This window comes from Mycobacterium sp. NGS22, assembly GCF_059813095.1.
The window spans coordinates 1-16,256 of record NZ_JCALDY010000028.1 but is presented as its reverse complement, the minus strand read 5'-3'; the positions used below and the strand labels follow the sequence as shown (position 1 = coordinate 16,256).

At 66.7% G+C, this 16,256-nt stretch carries 19 protein-coding genes and 2 pseudogenes; 12 read left to right on the top strand and 9 right to left on the bottom strand.

Features of this window, described 5'->3' with window-relative positions; translation table 11 throughout:
- The first annotated feature begins 51 nt into the window (after positions 1–51).
- The 11 genes and pseudogenes from AC5Y47_RS21155 (at position 52) to AC5Y47_RS21105 (ending at position 7,524) form a co-directional block, all read left to right on the top strand.
- A complete protein-coding gene (locus AC5Y47_RS21155) occupies positions 52–1,320 on the top strand; it encodes an aromatic ring-hydroxylating oxygenase subunit alpha (protein ID WP_499946209.1) in 1,269 nt (422 codons plus the stop codon).
- Positions 1,320–1,655, top strand: coding sequence for a hypothetical protein (locus tag AC5Y47_RS21150; RefSeq protein ID WP_499946208.1), 336 nt, complete (start codon positions 1,320–1,322; stop codon positions 1,653–1,655). The genes AC5Y47_RS21155 and AC5Y47_RS21150 overlap by 1 nt, the downstream gene beginning before the upstream one ends.
- Entirely contained in the window at positions 1,652–2,896 is a 1,245-nt protein-coding gene (locus tag AC5Y47_RS21145) for a metal-dependent hydrolase family protein (protein ID WP_499946207.1), read from the top strand. Before AC5Y47_RS21150 ends, AC5Y47_RS21145 begins: the two co-directional genes overlap by 4 nt.
- Before the next feature lie 11 nt (positions 2,897–2,907).
- Positions 2,908–3,354: a MarR family winged helix-turn-helix transcriptional regulator gene (locus tag AC5Y47_RS21140; RefSeq protein ID WP_499946246.1), complete on the top strand. Its 447-nt coding sequence runs from the start codon at positions 2,908–2,910 to the stop codon at positions 3,352–3,354.
- A gap of 63 nt (positions 3,355–3,417) precedes the next feature.
- A pseudogene (locus AC5Y47_RS21135) lies at positions 3,418–3,708 on the top strand (2Fe-2S iron-sulfur cluster-binding protein); the annotation flags it as partial.
- Positions 3,705–4,448 (top strand): SDR family NAD(P)-dependent oxidoreductase, encoded by a 744-nt coding sequence (locus AC5Y47_RS21130; RefSeq protein WP_499946206.1) that lies wholly within the window; start codon positions 3,705–3,707, stop codon positions 4,446–4,448. The pseudogene AC5Y47_RS21135 and the gene AC5Y47_RS21130, both read left to right, overlap by 4 nt.
- Before the next feature lie 16 nt (positions 4,449–4,464).
- Positions 4,465–5,733, top strand: a complete 1,269-nt coding sequence (locus tag AC5Y47_RS21125) for an aromatic ring-hydroxylating oxygenase subunit alpha (RefSeq protein ID WP_499946205.1) — start codon at positions 4,465–4,467, stop codon at positions 5,731–5,733.
- A 2-nt stretch (positions 5,734–5,735) separates the two neighbouring features.
- A complete protein-coding gene (locus AC5Y47_RS21120; protein ID WP_499946204.1) occupies positions 5,736–6,071 on the top strand; it encodes a hypothetical protein in 336 nt (111 codons plus the stop codon).
- A gap of 12 nt (positions 6,072–6,083) precedes the next feature.
- Complete coding sequence (locus AC5Y47_RS21115; RefSeq protein WP_499946203.1) at positions 6,084–6,923, top strand: TauD/TfdA dioxygenase family protein; 840 nt, start codon at positions 6,084–6,086, stop codon at positions 6,921–6,923.
- A gap of 56 nt (positions 6,924–6,979) precedes the next feature.
- Complete coding sequence (locus tag AC5Y47_RS21110; protein WP_499946202.1) at positions 6,980–7,366, top strand: PPOX class F420-dependent oxidoreductase; 387 nt, start codon at positions 6,980–6,982, stop codon at positions 7,364–7,366.
- A 17-nt stretch (positions 7,367–7,383) separates the two neighbouring features.
- Positions 7,384–7,524 (top strand): hypothetical protein, encoded by a 141-nt coding sequence (locus AC5Y47_RS21105; protein ID WP_499946201.1) that lies wholly within the window; start codon positions 7,384–7,386, stop codon positions 7,522–7,524.
- A gap of 3 nt (positions 7,525–7,527) precedes the next feature.
- On the opposite strand, the gene AC5Y47_RS21100 is transcribed toward AC5Y47_RS21105, so the two are convergent.
- The 7 genes from AC5Y47_RS21100 to AC5Y47_RS21070 all read right to left on the bottom strand — a co-directional run bounded on the left by AC5Y47_RS21100 (position 7,528) and on the right by AC5Y47_RS21070 (position 13,328).
- The gene (locus tag AC5Y47_RS21100) at positions 7,528–8,505 is read right to left on the bottom strand and encodes an NAD-dependent epimerase/dehydratase family protein (protein WP_499946200.1); all 978 of its coding nucleotides are present in this window, start codon (positions 8,503–8,505) and stop codon (positions 7,528–7,530) included.
- Between the two features lie 12 nt (positions 8,506–8,517).
- A complete protein-coding gene (locus AC5Y47_RS21095; protein ID WP_499946199.1) occupies positions 8,518–9,225 on the bottom strand; it encodes a cutinase family protein in 708 nt (235 codons plus the stop codon).
- A gap of 150 nt (positions 9,226–9,375) precedes the next feature.
- Positions 9,376–9,549: a CsbD family protein gene (locus AC5Y47_RS21090; RefSeq protein ID WP_499946198.1), complete on the bottom strand. Its 174-nt coding sequence runs from the start codon at positions 9,547–9,549 to the stop codon at positions 9,376–9,378.
- A gap of 36 nt (positions 9,550–9,585) precedes the next feature.
- Complete coding sequence (locus AC5Y47_RS21085) at positions 9,586–9,801, bottom strand: CsbD family protein (RefSeq protein WP_499946197.1); 216 nt, start codon at positions 9,799–9,801, stop codon at positions 9,586–9,588.
- A 38-nt stretch (positions 9,802–9,839) separates the two neighbouring features.
- Positions 9,840–10,898, bottom strand: coding sequence for an NAD(P)H-dependent amine dehydrogenase family protein (locus AC5Y47_RS21080; RefSeq protein ID WP_499946196.1), 1,059 nt, complete (start codon positions 10,896–10,898; stop codon positions 9,840–9,842).
- Positions 10,899–10,926: 28 nt separating this feature from the next.
- The gene (locus AC5Y47_RS21075; RefSeq protein WP_499946195.1) at positions 10,927–12,015 is read right to left on the bottom strand and encodes a hypothetical protein; all 1,089 of its coding nucleotides are present in this window, start codon (positions 12,013–12,015) and stop codon (positions 10,927–10,929) included.
- On the bottom strand, positions 12,012–13,328 hold the full coding sequence (locus AC5Y47_RS21070) for a hypothetical protein (protein ID WP_499946194.1): 1,317 nt from the start codon (positions 13,326–13,328) through the stop codon (positions 12,012–12,014). Before AC5Y47_RS21070 ends, AC5Y47_RS21075 begins: the two co-directional genes overlap by 4 nt.
- Before the next feature lie 84 nt (positions 13,329–13,412).
- Between AC5Y47_RS21070 and AC5Y47_RS21065 the strand changes: the two genes are divergently transcribed.
- Positions 13,413–13,754 (top strand): hypothetical protein, encoded by a 342-nt coding sequence (locus AC5Y47_RS21065; protein WP_499946193.1) that lies wholly within the window; start codon positions 13,413–13,415, stop codon positions 13,752–13,754.
- A 3-nt stretch (positions 13,755–13,757) separates the two neighbouring features.
- Here AC5Y47_RS21065 and AC5Y47_RS21060 read toward each other — a convergent pair whose 3' ends face one another.
- Together AC5Y47_RS21060 and AC5Y47_RS21055 are read right to left on the bottom strand one after the other, a co-directional pair.
- On the bottom strand, positions 13,758–15,125 hold the full coding sequence (locus AC5Y47_RS21060) for a CHAT domain-containing protein (protein ID WP_499946192.1): 1,368 nt from the start codon (positions 15,123–15,125) through the stop codon (positions 13,758–13,760).
- Positions 15,116–16,256, bottom strand: a pseudogene (locus tag AC5Y47_RS21055) (hypothetical protein); the annotation flags it as partial. The gene AC5Y47_RS21060 and the pseudogene AC5Y47_RS21055, both read right to left, overlap by 10 nt.

Here is a 16,256-nt window from a genome sequence, read left to right as displayed (position 1 = left end):
TTACCCGGTAGAGCATATACCGTCGGGCCACCAGTACGGACAGGAGCGGTCATGCCCCGATTTCCCAAGCCGCCAGAGGGCAGCTGGACCCAGCACTATCCCGAGTTGGGCACCGGACCGGTGTCGTACGGGGACTCGATAAGCCCGGAGATCTACGACTTGGAGCGCGCGGCGATCTTCAAGCGCGCCTGGCTGAATGTGGGCCGGGTACAACAACTTCCGCGCAAGGGTAGCTACTTCACCAAAGAGCTGAAGGTCGCCAACACCTCGATCATCCTGGTGCGCAACGGATCAGGCGAAATCAACGCCTTCCACAACGTCTGCCGGCACCGCGGTAACAAGCTGGTGTGGAACGACATGCCGCTCGAAGAGACCCGTGGCGTGTGCCGGCAATTCACCTGCAAGTACCACGCCTGGCGATATGACCTGGACGGGAACCTGACCTTCGTGCAGCAGGAGGAGGAGTTCTTCGACCTCGACAAGAGCCGGTACGGACTGGTGCCGGTGCACTGTGAAGTCTGGGAAGGCTTCATCTTCGTCAACTTCGCCAAGCAGCCCGAGCAATCGCTGCGCGAATTCCTGGGTCCGATGGTGACGGGGTTGGAGGGTTATCCGTTCGACCTGATGACTTCGCGCTGGCAGTACCGCTCGGAGGTCAAGGCGAACTGGAAGCTCTACATGGACGCGTTCCAGGAGTTCTATCACGCGCCGGTACTGCATGCGAACCAGTCGCCGACGGCGTATTCCAAGGCTGCCGCCGAGGCGGGATTCGAAGCGCCGCATTACCGCTTGGACGGCCCGCACCGACTGGTGAGCACCTCGGGCGTGCGGGCCTGGGAGATGGCGGCGGAGATGCGCAAACCGATGGAGGACATCTGCCAGAGCGGGCTGTTCGGACCGTGGGACAAGCCGGATCTGGGCGAGATGCCGGCCGGGCTGAACCCCGCGAAGTGCGATCCGTGGGGCCTGGATTCGTTCCAGCTGTTCCCCAATTTCGTGATCCTGTTCTGGGGTCAGGGCTGGTATCTGACCTACCACTACTGGCCGACCTCCTACAACAGCCACATCTTCGAGGGCACACTGTATTTCCCGCAGCCCCGGACCCCCCGGGAGCGTGTGGCCCAGGAGTTGGCCGCGGTGTCGTTCAAGGAGTACGGCCTGCAGGACGCCAACACGCTGGAGGCCACCCAGTCGATGATCGAGTCCAACGTGGTCGACGACTTCCTGCTCTGCGATCAGGAGATCCTGATTCGGCACCTGCATTCCGAAACCGCGGCCTGGATTCAGGACTACCAGCAACGCGCCGGGGTGACGGCCTGATGACCGAGACTTCGGTTCTGCCAGTCGAATTCGCCGATCTCGAGTCGTTCGCCGAGTGGTGTCTGCCCACCGAGTCGCAGCGCTACGCCAAGCGACTGGCCAGCTCGATGACCGAGATGAAGGCGTTCTACGACGCGATCACCCCACGGGCCGAGGAAGCCCTGTCCTACTGCGACAAATTCCCGCTCGACGACCTGCCCGAGGACGTCCTGAACCTGATGCATCTGCTGTATTCGATGATCATGGTGTCGTTTCCGGTGGAGTGCTGGAAGCAGCCCCGCGTCCCCGATTCAGGCGCGTCCACACTGGACTGCGTGTCCGAGCCCTTCCCGTGATCACCGTCCTGCGGGCCGACCGCTGGGCCGACGTGGACGCCGGACAGGTGCGCTCGCCGGCCGTGGTGGTGGTCGACGGAAATCGGATCACCGCGGTCAATCCCGAAGAGCCGCTGCCGGATTCGGCCAACATTGTCGACCTGGGTGATGTGACCCTGCTGCCCGGGTTGATGGACATGGAACTCAACCTGTTCATCGGCGGTCCCGGTGGCCCCGAAGGCTTACCGGCCCCCATGCACGGTGTCCAGGACGACCCGGCCTATCGCACGCTGCGCGCGGCGGTCAACGCCCGCACCACGCTGGAGGCCGGCTTCACCACCGTGCGCAATCTCGGTCTGATGGTCAAGACCGGCGGCTACCTGCTCGACGTGGCGTTGCAGCGCGCCATCGAGCAAGGCTGGCACGTCGGCCCGCGCATCTATCCGGCCGGACATGCCGTCACCCCCTACGGCGGACACCTCGATCCCACCGTCTTCCAGCGCCTGGCGCCGGGGATCATGCCGCTGTCGATCGCCGAGGGCATCGCCAACGGCGTCCCCGACGTCATCGCCTGTGTCCGTTATCAAATCCGCCACGGCGCCAAGCTGATCAAGGTCTCGGCCTCGGGCGGGGTGATGTCGCACAGCACCGCCCCGGGCGCGCAGCAGTACTCCGACGCCGAGTTCGCCGCCATCGCCGACGAGGCACACCGCGCCGGGGTGCGCGTCGCCGCCCACGCCGTCGGCGACACCGCCATCCGGGCCTGCATCCGCGCCGGCATCGACTGCATCGAACACGGCTTCCTGGCCTCCGACGACACCATCCAGATGATGGCCGACCACGGCACGTTTCTGGTCTCGACCACGTATCTGACGGAGGCGATGGCGATCGACCGGATCGCACCGGAGTTGCGCAAGAAGGCCGAAGAGGTCTTTCCCCGCGCAAAGACCATGCTGCCCAAGGCGATCGCCGCCGGCGTGCGCATCGCCTGCGGCACCGACGCACCGGCGATCCCGCACGGACAGAACGCCAAGGAACTCGGAGCGCTGGTCGCCCGCGGCATGTCACCCATGCAAGCGCTGAAAGCCGCCACGGTGGTGGCGGCCGAACTGATCGAAGCCGATCACGAATTGGGCCGGCTGGCACCGGGTTACCTCGCCGACATCATCGCGGTGCCCGGAGATCCGTCGGACGACATCGCCACCACGCTGCAAGTCTCATTCGTGATGAAGGATGGCCAGATCGTCAAGGCGCCGACATGACCGATCCCGCAATGGAACTCACCGAAAATCTGCTGTGGCTGCTCAAGCAGGCGTTCTACTTCTCGCTGACCACAGTGAACGACGCGGTCAGCGGGCACGGCGTCAGCACCGCCCAAATCGGGGTGCTGCGACAGCTGCTGAACGAACCCGACCTGTCCGGCGCCGAACTGGCCCGGCGGTTGTTGATCACCCCGCAAGGGGTGCAACTCGCGCTGACCGCACTGGAACGCCGCGGCCTGGTGGAACGCACACCGGACCCCCAGCACAAGCGCATCCTGCGGGCCCGCCTGACCGAGCAGGGCCGGACCGTGGTGACAACGGTGATCAGCGACGCGGTGGCGGCGCACGAGAAGGTGTTCGGGGTGCTCACCGCCGAGGAGCAGGTAAACCTGCGTGACCTGCTGAGCCGGGTCGTCGAGAAGGGCACCGGGCACGAGTTGTTCAAGGACCACGTGTAAGCCATGTCTCTAGTACTTGATAAGGATAACAAGTACTTGATACCGTGGTGCTCGATGCCTGAACCCACACCGGTCGTGGTCACCGAACACGTGACCATCGAGCTGAACCGCCGCACCACCACCGTGTCCTACACTGCCGGCGACACGTTGCTGCAGACCGCCCGCATGGCCGGTCTGCAGCCGCCGTCGTCGTGCGAAATCGGTTCCTGCGGAACGTGTATGGCCCGGCTGACCGAGGGCGGCGCGCGGATGATCAACAACGATGCGCTCGACGACGACGAGGTGGCCGAGGGTTGGGTGCTCACGTGTCAGTCCCTGCCGACCACTGCCACGGTACGGGTGGTCTACGAGTGAGTCGGGTGGCCGTGGTGACCGGCGGCGCCTCCGGTATGGGCGAGGCGACCTGTCACGAGCTGGGTCGGCTCGGTCACCGGGTCGCGGTCCTCGACCTCGACGAACAGGCGGCGAAGCGGGTCACCGAAGACCTACGCGCACAAGGGGTCACGGCCATCGGCGTCGAAGCCGACGTCACCGACCGCGCCGCCGTCGAACGGGCCTTCGGCCAGGTACGCCACGAGCTCGGCCCCGTGTCGGTGTTGGTGACCAGCGCGGGCATGTTCGGCATTGCCCCGTTCATCGAGATCGACCCCGAGTCCTGGAACCGGATCGTCGACGTCAACCTGAACGGCACCTTCCACTGCTGCCAGGTCGCGCTGCCCGACATGCTGGCCGCCAACTGGGGCCGCATCGTGATGATCTCGTCGTCCAGCGCCCAGCGCGGCACGCCGTTCGCCGCGCATTACGCGGCCTCGAAGGGCGCGGTCATCACGCTCACCAAATCGCTTGCCCGCGAATACGCGGCGCACGGCATCACCGTCAACAACATCCCGCCGTCGGGCATCGAAACCCCGATGCAGCATCGGGCACAGGCGGCGGGACACCTGAAGTCCAACGAGGAGATCGCCGCCAACATCCCGATGGGCCGCCTGGGTACCGGCGCCGACATCGCCGCCGCCGTCGGCTTCCTGTGCTCAGAGGCCGCCGGCTTCATCACCGGCCAGGTGCTCGGCGTCAACGGCGGAGCGGTGATGTGAGGCAAGGAGGTTCGTCATGACGCGACCCGGTCGGCCCCCGGAGGGATCCTGGACCGAGCACTATCCCGAATTGGGCACCGGCCCAATCTCTTTCGCCGACTCCACGTCGCCGGAGTTCTACGAACTCGAACGTGAGGCCGTGTTCAAACGCGCGTGGCTGAACGTGGCCCGCGTCGAGGAACTGCCCCGCGTCGGCAGTTATCTGACCAAGGAGATCGAGGTCGCCCGGGTTTCGGTCATCCTGGTCAAAGGCCGTGACGAAACCATCCGCGCGTTCTACAACGTGTGCCGGCACCGCGGAAACAAGCTGGTGTGGAACGACTTTCCCAACGAAGAGACCCGCGGCACCTGCCGCCAGTTCACCTGCAAGTACCACGGCTGGCGCTACGGCCTGGACGGCACGCTGAACTTCGTGCAGCAGTCCTCGGAGTTCTTCGACCTCGACCCGGCAGACCACGGTTTGGCCCCCGTGCACTGCGAGGTGTGGAGCGGCTTCATCTTCATCAACCTTGATCCCGAGCCCCGTCAGACTCTGCGGGAGTTCCTGGGCCCGATGATCACCGGTCTGGACGGCTATCCGTTCGGGAAGCTGACCGAACGCTACGCATGGGTCGCGCACAACAACAGCAACTGGAAGATCTTCGCCGACGCGTTCCAGGAGTACTACCACGTGCCCTCGTTGCACCCCCAGCAGGTGCCGCCCGAGGTGCGCGATCCCAACGCCGGATTCACTTGCGGCCATTTCCAACTCGACGGTCCGCACCGGTTGGTGTCGACGGCGGGACGGCGCCGCTGGCTGCTGCCTGCCGACTACATGTACCCGATCGAGCGGGCCACCCGAAGCGGCTTGGTCGGTCCGTGGCGCACCCCGGACATCGGTGAGTTGCCGGCCGGTCTGAATCCCGGCGGCATCGATCCGTGGGGAATCAGCAACTTCCAGATCTTCCCCAACACCGAGATCTTGATCTACGGTGGCTGGTACCTGCTCTACCGGTACTGGCCGACCTCCTACAACACCCACCGGTTCGAGGCCTATACGTACTTCTCACCGGCAAGCACCGTGCGGGAACGCATCGAGCACGAGGTCGCGGCGGTGGTGCTCAAGGAGTTCGCGCTACAGGACGCCGGGATGCTCGGCGGCACCCAGGCCGCACTGGAATACGGCATCGTCGACGACTTCCCGCTCAACGACCAGGAGATCCTGGTGCGCCACCTGCACAAGGTCGTGGTCGACTGGGTCGAGGGGTACCAGCGCGAACGCAATCCGGCGCCGGTGGGAGCCTGACCATGCCAGATTCCTTGCTGCCCAGCGCATTCGCCGAGCTGGAGGATCACGCCCGCATCTGGTGTCTGGCAACCGAGACCGAACGCTGGAACCAACGGCTGGCGAGCAGCATGGCCGAGATGCGGCAGTTCTACGATGCGTTCTTCCCGCGCCTGGAAGAGGCCATCGAGTACTGCGACAAGTTCCCGCTCGACGACCTGCCCGACGACGTGCTGAACCTGCTGCACCTGATCTATTCGCTGATCATGGTGGCCATGGCGGTGGAGATCATGCACCAGCCCGCCCCGACCGACGCCGCCGACGCGGTGATGATCCGCACCGGCGAGCCGGTGCCCTGACGAGGGAACGAAATGAGTCTGCTCACCATCACCAAACTCAGCGAGTCCGTCGGCGCCGAAGTCACCGGCCTGGATCCCAGCCGGCTGGCGTCCGACGACGGCAGCGCCATCCTGGATGCGTTGGAGCACAACGGCGTACTGGTATTCCGCGATCTGCGGCTCGAGCCTGAAGCGCAGGTCGAATTCTGCCGTCGGCTCGGCGAGATCGACCACTCCTCCGACGGGCATCACCCGGTGGCCGGCATCTACCCGATCACCTTGGATCTGTCCAAGAACTCCTCGGCCGCCTACCTCAAGGCGACGTTCGACTGGCATATCGACGGATGCACCCCCACCGGGGACGAATGCCCACAGAAGGCCACCGTGCTCTCGGCCATTCAGGTCGCCGAGTGGGGCGGCGAGACCGAATTCGCCAATTCCTATGCGGCATATGACGCTTTGACCGACGAGGAGAAGCAGCGCTACGGCGCGTTACGGGTGGTGCACTCGTTGGAGGCCTCGCAACGCCGTATCACCCCCGACCCCACCCCGGAGCAACTGGCGCGGTGGCGGTCGCGGCGCACCCACGAACACCCGTTGGTGTGGACCCATCGCAGCGGACGAAAGTCGTTGGTACTCGGCGCTTCTGCGGACTACGTGGTGGGCATGGACCTCGACGAGGGCCGGAACCTGTTGGCGGAGTTGCTGGAACGGGCCACCGTTCCCGAGCGGGTGTACAGCCACAACTGGTCGGTCGGCGACACGGTGATCTGGGACAACCGCGGCGTCCTGCACCGCGCCGCCCCGTACGACCCGGACTCGCCACGCCACATGCTGCGCACCACCGTCCTGGGCGACGAACCGATCCAGTAGACCCGCTGTGGGCCGAACCACGGTTGGGTCCGGCCGCGACGGGGAATGGTTTGGGCGTGGCTCCCACCTTTCAGGACGTGATCAAGTCCAAGTACCTGCTGTTGACGACGTTCACCAAAGACGGCCGCGCGAAGCCGACCGCGATCTGGGGCGTCCCGGACGGTGACAAGCTGCTGATCATCACCGACGACGATTCGTGGAAGGTGAAGCGCATCCGCAACACACCGAGGGTGACCATCGCCAAGAGCGGGTCGCTGGGCAAGTCCAAGAGCGAGCCGGTCGAGGGCGTCGCGCGGGTGTTGCCCAAGTCGGAGACGCGCCGGGTGTACAACGCCGTGCTCAAGCGGTACTGGTATCACGCGCCGTGGTTCTACGTGCACTCGATCGTGCGGGGCGGCATCGACAAGGTGCACGTCGGGCTGGAGGTCGCACCCGCCTCGTAGCCTGTCACCATAGAACGGTGACCACCACCATCATCGTGGTGACGCTGGTGCTGCTGGGCCTCGCCATCGTGATCAACGGACTGCTGCGGCTGAAGGATTGGCTCAAGAATTCGCCGCCCCTGCCGCCGCTGATCGAGCCGGACGACGAGGACGACTGATCGTCACCCGCGCAGTGCCGCGACCGTATCGAAGATCGTGGTGCGTGGATCCCGATAGGTGACGCCCAGTTCCTGCTCGCTCGGCGAGTCGTCGGACCTGGGCATCTGCGTGTAGTACTGCATGCCCGCCCCGGTGAACGGGTTCTCGAACGGAAGATACGGTCCCGCCAGGTCCAGCAGCGTCCCGGCGACTCGCAGCGCCGTGTCAGGCACCGGGACGGTGACCATCCGGGTATCTGCGGCCTGACCCAGCATGTCCGCGAGATCGGCGACCGGGACCCGGTGCCCACCCACCATGTACCGTCGCGGCCCTCGTCCGGGCTCCAGCAGCGCGGCGTGCACCGCCGCGACATCGCGCGCATCGATCACCAGCCAGGCCGCGCTGCGTCCCGGGATCGTGTGCATCTGCAGCGCCACCCGCACACCCTCGCCGGCTTCACCGTATTGGTCGCCGACCGGCGGGCCGAGCACCATGCCGGGATAGGTGATGTTCACCGGGGCGCCGGCGTCCTGGAGACCGCGGGCATAGATCTCGACCTGCGCCTTGGATGTGCCGTAACCGTCCCTGCCGCCGACCACCGGCAGGTCCGCGCTCAACGTCTCCAAACCGGGGTGGAAAAGCGCGGTGAAGCTCGAGACGTGAATCACCGGGTCAAGCCCGAGCTGGACGGCCTGACCAAGGACATTGCGGGCGCCGTCCATGTTGGTGCTGAGCATCTCCGGGGTCTGCCGCGGGTCGGTGGCGACCAGGGCCGCACCGTGCACGACGGCGTCGCAACCGGTCAGCGCTTCGCGCACCGATTCGCGGTCCTTGATGTCGCCCTGGACGTAATCGGAGATGTCGACGCCCAGCTTGCCGACGGAGGTCTCCAGCTTTGCCGGGGTCCGAACCAGGAAGCGGACCGAATGGCCCGCGTCCGCAATAGCTTTGGCGGTCCAACCGCCGACGAATCCAGTGCCACCGGTTATCAGAACGCGCATGCTGCGATTCTGCTACAGACGGCTCGCGGCGAATTCCGCGGCCTGGTTTGCCATCCCATTCACCGAGTACGAAATGTGCTCGATCCCAGGACCCCCGGGTGGACCCGAGCAGATGTTGTCGCCCTGGGCGCACTGCTGGATGGTCTTGGGCTGATACAGCGGACCGATCGTGATCTGCGGCGCCCCATACTGACTGAGGAATTGCGGCGACGGCGTACCGAACAGGGTGACCGCGGCGACGTGGTTCGCGATCTCCGGCGCCAGTGGCTGTGGCACCGCCGACGCCGGCACGCCCTCCGGCACGGCCGGGGAAGTGACGTAGCCCGCCACTGCCGCGCCTTGAGAGTATCCGCCCAGGACTTCCCTGGTGTTGGGACAGTTCGACGCCATCGACTCGATGTGCCCGCCCGCGTCGCGGATCCCGTCGATGACGCCGAGCGAGAACTCGCTGCTGTTGAAGTCGGTGCTCGCCGGGTAGTTGACCGCGTACACGGCCAGCGACCTGGCGCCGATCGCCGACTGCAATGCGTTGACGAACGATTGCCCGACACCGCCCACGCCGGGCGCTTCGCCGCTGCCCCGGGCAAACACCACCTCGACATCGGGGCAGGGTGCCGCCGACGCGGCAGGCGCGGGCGTGCCCAGCAGCGTGGCGGCGCCGAGGAACGCGGCCACTGCGGTGCCCGCCCCGAAGCGGCGAGTTGATTCGATGACAGTCATGTGCAAACCTCTCTCGACGATCCGCTAGGGATAACCAGAATTCGGTGACTCAACCGCGGGAATTTCGGCGCCGCAATGGGTTTCGGACAAAATTGTCCCGCGCGAGACGGACCGGATCCGGCGCTCGCGCGGGACAATTCAGCGGCAGGATTACTTCTTGAACGCGTCCTTGATCTTCTCGCCGGCGTCCTTGAGGCTCGACTTGGCCTGGTCGAATCGACCCTCGTTCTCGGTGTCCCGGTCGCCGGTAGCCCTACCGACGGCCTCCTTGGCCTTGCCGCCCACGTCTTCGATCTTGTTCTTGACCTTGTCTTCGCCGCTCATCGCGTCCTCACTCCTGTCGGTTTGCGTTGGGGACCCTCAGCGAATACCCGACTGCGGGTGCCGACGAAACCCTCGCCGCTGTTGCTGTCGCCACGCGTCCCTGACCCGGACCCCGGTGTCCTTGATGTTCGCTTTCGTTTGATCGAGGATTCCCTCGAACTCGGTGCGTCTGTTGCCGCTGAGTCTGCCGAAGGTTTCCTTGGCCCTGCCGCCCCAGTACTGGGCGCTGTTGCTGAACCTGTTGTTAGCCATGGGTGTGGCATACCCGCTGGCCTACCGCTTCATACGGGTCATCCGGTGGGAACCGTGCCGCGCGGCAGCGTCAGGGGCAGGTCGGCGTAGGTCGCGATGCCGGGTGCGGCGGCCACCACGGCGGGGATCGCGTGGATCGCCGGCATGGCCGTCATGATGTGGCCGAGCGTCATGAACTCGGCAAGCGTGGTGGCCTGGAAGTATGGCGGCGGCAGGAAGCCGACCTTGGTGGTCACCGTGGGCTGGCCGTCGACCTGGATGACCCAACCATCCTGGTCGATCTTCCAGTCTGGTTCCAGGGTCTGCCCTTTGCGCCAGCGCACGTTCAGGTCTACGACGGTGTTGCCGCCGACGATCCCCTGCCAACTGATATAGACCCCGGCCACGCAGCCGGCGTCGATGGTCCAGGACTCCATCGCGAGATCTTCTGTGGTCTGGGCGAATTCGGCCACGCAGCGCACCTCGTCCAGTTCGACACCGAGCGCGTCGGCGACCAACCGGACCGCCTCCCCGAAGATCGCCGTGCCCTTCTCTGCCATCTGCGGCAGGTCGGGGTTGTCGATCGGCTGGCCGAACCCGACCGGCTTCTCGGTGTCGGGTGAGTCGTAGAACGTGGTGTCGGCGGCCTCGTTGACGGTGACCTTGTCGACCCGGTTGCACACCATCGCCGACACGATGGCCAACAGCTCGGCGAAACCCGGGCTCACTCCGGACCCGAACATCGTCGAGCCGCCCTTCTCGCACGCTTCGAGGATCCGGTCGCGCCCGGCGCCCAGGTTGTGCCCGGTGATGAACGATGCCGTCGTCACCACGTTCACACCCGCCGACAGGATCCGCACCAGCTCGTCGACGTCGATCCACATCGGGTTGTAGACCACACAGTCCGGTTTGAGGGCCAGCAACTCCTCGACGTCGTTGGTGGCGCTTATCCCCAGCGGCTCGATGCCGACCAGCTCACCGGCGTCCCGGCCGGCCTTGTCCGCCGACCAGGCGTAGCAACCCACCACTTCGAACAGGGGATTGGTCGCAAGTGACTGCAGCGAGCTCTTGCCGACATTGCCGGTGGTCCATTGCACGACGCGATATTTGTTGGGCACTCGCTCAGCATAGGCACGTGGGTCGCGCTCAGTAAGAGGATTCGGCCGCCAGGATCTCGGCGAGGAATGCGTCGGCCGGCGGCTGGTCCAGTCGTGCCCGCACCCAGCGGCGGACTCGGTCCCGGACCTCGCGCGACTCGTCGACCGGCGCACCGACGACCACCGACGTCACCGGCCAATCGTGGTTCCAGGCCGCCGATTCCGTCATCGCCTGTCGCTGCGCGTCCGACAGCGGCACGGTGGCCCGGCCACCCGCATCGAGCGCGCCGGCGCCGCCGACATCCCCCGACTCGATGCGGACCGTGACATCGGTCGCCGGTTCGGGGCCGATGACGGCCGCACGCACGACGGCGACGACGGTCGGACCGCTCGCCTGCACGCTCCACTCGACCGTGTCCTCGGCCGCGTCGAAGATTCCCGGCGGCACCGCCGCCCAGTTGATCGACACGACTCCGCGGCCGATCGCTGTGCCGGTCCGGCTCGGCGCTTCGGAGCCGGCCGCCAGCGCGTAGTCATCCTGACGGCCGGTCTGCATACTCGCCACCGGACTCGAATCATCCAGTGCCGCAGCCAGTTCCGACCATCCGGTGCCGTCCAGTCCGATCTCGTCGGCGAGTTCGGAGCCGGCCCGCACCAGCTTGCGTACCCGCGGATCGTCCACACCGAGGTAGGCGGTCAATGCCGCCGCGTGCGGAACGAGCAGACCGGTGGCGTCGGAGTCCAGGGTGTCTTCGGTGAAGTAGTCCTGCGCGGCGGCTGTGAGCAGCGCGACCTCGACGTCGAGCAGGGTTTGGTCGAGGTGGGGGATGCCGTCGCGCTGGCTGGCCGGCCACCACCGCCGCAGCCAGTGCCCGATCGCCAGTCGGCGCAACGGTTCCAGCGAACCCGGCACGACGGCTACGCCGGAGAGATCGGCAGGTTCGTCGGTCGCGAGCAGCGCGGCGTGGCCGTGCGGACCTACGATGCGCCACAGCCAATCCGCTTGGATCGGGTCGGTCACGGCGATCGCGGCATCCGCAGCCGGCTCGTCCACCAGCCAGGACAACACCGCGCCGCTGACTTCCAGCACGGCCAGTAGCGGCGACGGGTGCTGACCGAGCTCGGCGACCAGTCTCATCCCGCCACCTGCAATTCCAGCATCGACTTGATCCGTTGCCGGTGATCCAGGCTCACCGACCTGGCGACTCCGTCCAGCAACGCACGCACCTCGTCGACGTCATCGCACGGTTCCTGCCACACGTCGCGGCCGTGCAACCGGGCCCACAAGCGGCTGAGGTACGGCTGCGCGAATGCGGCCAGGTCGTCGACCACCTGTCGTTGCCGTGGATGGATCGGCCCGCCAGCGGCCAGGTATCGCCGGGCGTGCAGCACGTACGCCTCCTTGCGCAGCCTGGCCTGAATCTGGGCGGCCAGCGCGTAGCGGCTGGTCACCGTGCGGTCCAACGGTTTCAGTTCGACGGCGACCTCGATGCCGGCCACCATCGTGGCCTGCTTGTCCTCGGACAGCAGACCCCAGGGCGCGCTGGCCCGGTCCACTTCTTCGGCGCACAGCAACGGGATGTCGGGCAGCGCGTCGCGGTCCAGTGAACGCCGCAACGTCGCGCGAACGCGGTCCACCACGGTGCGGTCCAGCGGCCGGTCGCTGTCCGGGCCGCCGACGACTTGCGGGATCCGTTGGGGCGCAACCGAACTCAATCCCAATTCGACGACGGACCAGGGCAGCTCGACGTCCGACACGCGGGCCAGGGCACCCAGCTGGTACGGGGCCGGGTCCTCGATCATGGCCGACCACACCCGCTGGCGCGTCATGGTTGCGTTGTGAGTGTTGGCCGGGCCCAGCACGGTGGCCAGCTCGGCCAGAAACGGCTCCAGCACGGCGGCTTCGGCCCGCACGTCACGCCAACTCCGTTGCAACTGCGCCGACAACGAGGCGACCACCCGCGGATCGGCAACGTAGTCGTTGAGCACCTCGATCGCGGTACGGTCCCGGCCCTGGTGCACGTCGTGCAATACCGCGGCCGCGGTTTCGCGATCTTGCGGTGCGGGTGCGCCTTTGGTGACCGCGAGCTCGAAGCACACCGGAAAGTACAGCTCCTGAGCGTTGCCGCTGCGGATCCGCAACCGGCGTCGCTCCAGCTTCAGTACCTCGAACCAGGCTGCGGCGAAACGCAATTGGTCGGCACTGTCGACGATCAGGCCGTGCATGGCGGCGGCCGTGTCGGCAGCCACCACCGGCGCCGAATACTGCGGGTTGGAGCGCAGCCGCAGCACCAGCGGATCAAGGATGCGTTTGACCGTCCTGCTGAGCGGACCGCCGTCGTCGCTGCTGAGCACCTCGACCCCGGGACCGATTGCGCGCCAGGCCTGGTCGATGACCGCGCGGCGCGGATGCCCGGTCAAGGCAGTCGGCAGCTGCGGATCGGCGCTCATGACCACAGGATAGGGGCAGTGCCGAAAATCCCGGTACCCGCAAAGTTGGGTTCGGTAGCCGGCCGGCCCGGTGAAGCTGCTGGCATGAACAAGACGAAAATGTCGGCCCTGGGCGCCGAGATCGCCCTGATCGCAACCACCATCTACCGCGCCCTCCGCAAGCTGTTGCTTCCGCACGCCGGTCGGGGTCTGGCCGTCGGGGTGGGCACGGTGCGCGCCGCCGAGGAACGCCAGATCCTGATCGAGGTGTCCAGTGTGCACGGCGACACCTTCATCGGCCGGCTGGTGCATGGCGAGGACGGGGACTTGCCGAGTTTGCGGCCGGGATTGCTGGTGCTGGTGGCCTTCGACCCCGAGGCCCGCGAGCAACTCACGCTGCCCGATGACGTATTGGCCGTCCGCGCCGGCGGATTGGCGCTTGCCTGAACGTCATCGGGCGCCGTCGACGGCGAAGGTGACCAGCGCGCCCCAGTACAGCGGGCTGGCGGTGACATCGCCGTCCCGCCAGCGCCGCATCTGGGCGCGTTGCCAACGATTCACCGCGCATCCCACGTCGGCCTCTTCGTGCGCGTCGTCGACCGCCGTGACCAGCTCGGCCATCGGGTCGACGGAACCGGCTGTGGGCGGGCCGAATTGGCGGTACGCCGCCGTGGTGGGTAATGACCACAGGGTTGCGGTCACCAACTGGGCGCCACCCAGGATCATCGCTGCCACCAGACCCGTTGCCTCGTCGAACTGGTAGTCACCGCCGGATGCACAGGCCAACAGCGCAACCCGGGGCGGCATCGGCAAGCGCAGTGCCATCAGGTCCGACGCGGTCAGCGGTCGGTGATCGCCGACTGCCGCGGCGTCCCCGGGGATGCGGGCGGTACACGCGAGGTGCAGTGAAGCCCGGTCGGCGTGACCGACTTCGCCGTCGGCCGAACTCGCGTGCCCCAGGTAAAGCAACCGGCTTGGTTGTCGTGCAAGCAATTTGGCCAACCATCCGCGATCGGCGTCCTGCCGCCGGAACAGCGAGACGACGGAGTCCACTTCCGGCAACACCGCGCGGCGCTGCATCAACCCAGCGAAATGGCGAGCCAGCGGGGTCTGTTCGGATGGTCTGCCCAGCACCGAACCCAGCGCCGAGTCCGGTCGCTGCCCCGGCACCCGAGGGTCCAGGACCAGCAGTACCGGGCCGGCCTGCCGGGCAGTCCAGCTGGCCGGTGCGCGGTGTGCGTGCACTATGTGCTGCGGCGCCGCCAGCAGCACGTCAACCAGCTCCATCAACCGGTAACCGTCGGTGTGTTCCCTGATATCAGCCAATTGCCAAGGGATTCGGGCGGCGTGCCTGCCGCTGGCGGTGATCGCGTCGTGTCGCGCGCGAGCCAGCTCTTCGTTGCTCGGACCCGACTTCGGCAGCGCGAGTTGCCCCCACGGGACGCGGGCCAGCCGCGCACTGGGCGAGACGAACAATCTCGGCCGCGTGCCCGAAGACTGGCCCATGCACTCGGCGAGCAACTGCCAGCCGGCAGCGCCGATCAGCAGCACACCCAGAATGTAGGAGGTTGTCAGCTCGGCCTCTTGTGTCGCGAACGGACCGCGTGTCAGTGCCCGCTCGATCGCCTCACGCCGGCTCTCGGCACCCACCGGTTCCGGAAGCGCATCGGCCAGTTCCGCCAACGCCGCCAACAGGATTGGATCTTCGACCACCCAGTTGACCGTTCTGGACGGCTCGCCCACCACCCGCAGGCTGGCGTAGGTGGCGATGCCGATGTCGGCATACCGCAGGACCAGTGTCGGGACGGTCACGGCCACGTCGACCAGGCCGGCTCGGCCGCGGTGACTTCACGGCCGTACCGATGCAATGCCAGTGCACGATAGTGACTCATGATCGGCTCGTCGTCGGGGTGCATCCGCAATGGAGGCAACGGGCCGATCCTGTTCAGCGACCGGACTTCTCGCGGCGACGGTCCCGATGCAGTGGTTGCCAATTCGTCGTCGACGAACGCCGGCGAGACGGCGGTCGACTCCCATTCGACGACTTGCCGGACCGGTTGTTCGGTGTTCAGAGTGCCTCGCGCACTGTGATACTCGACCAACTCACTGAGCAGCTCGGTGTTTTCCCATTCCCAGGCGACTGCGAAGGCACCGGCCAGGACGGGTGCCGAAACATGCGTCGCCCAGCGTGCTCTCGCGGCGGCGTCGGAGATCGAATAGCGCACCGAGTCCACGGCCAGCGCCGCCGGTATCTTGAGTTCGGCCGCCTGTTGGAGCTTGGTCATCGCCCGCTGATACTGCGGCGTGCCGACCTCGCCGCGTAGCACACCGAGCGATGCGGCGTGACGGGCCTCGTTCTGCTGCAACGACTCACCGGGATCGCCCGATCCGTCGAAACCCAGGTCCGCCAAAGCATCCGCGCGCCACACCGTTCCGAGATGGTTGTCGAGCAGCGCGTACTGCAGCCAGCTGCTGCGCGGTGCGGAGTCCAGCAACTCCCGCGCCTGGGCGATGAGCTCGACGGCGGTGTCGAAGCGCCCGCAGAAGATCGCTATCCAGCTGCGCTGCAACAGGATCCGGTGCAGATGCAACGGTTTGCCCAGTTCGCGCCAGTGCCGTTCGGCGTGCTCCCAGCACTCGTCGGCGGCCTGTAGTGCGCCGCCGGCCAACCGGGTCAGACCCAAGTAGAGCCAGCAGCGAGACACGTCGTGGGCCCGCGCGTAACGCGCGATCACCGGGTAGGCGTCGGACACCAACTGTTCGGTGGTGTGGTGGTCACCGAGCGCCCACGACGCCGCGGCGCGCTCGAGTTGTGTTCTGGCGCTGGCGAGTTCCCAGCCGTTGGCCTGCGCCCGGGCACCGGCACGACGCAGCCAGGGTTCCGCCTCGGAAAGCCGCCCGGTCTCGACGCAGAATCGCCCGTAGCCGGTGGCCGCCAGCACCCACAGG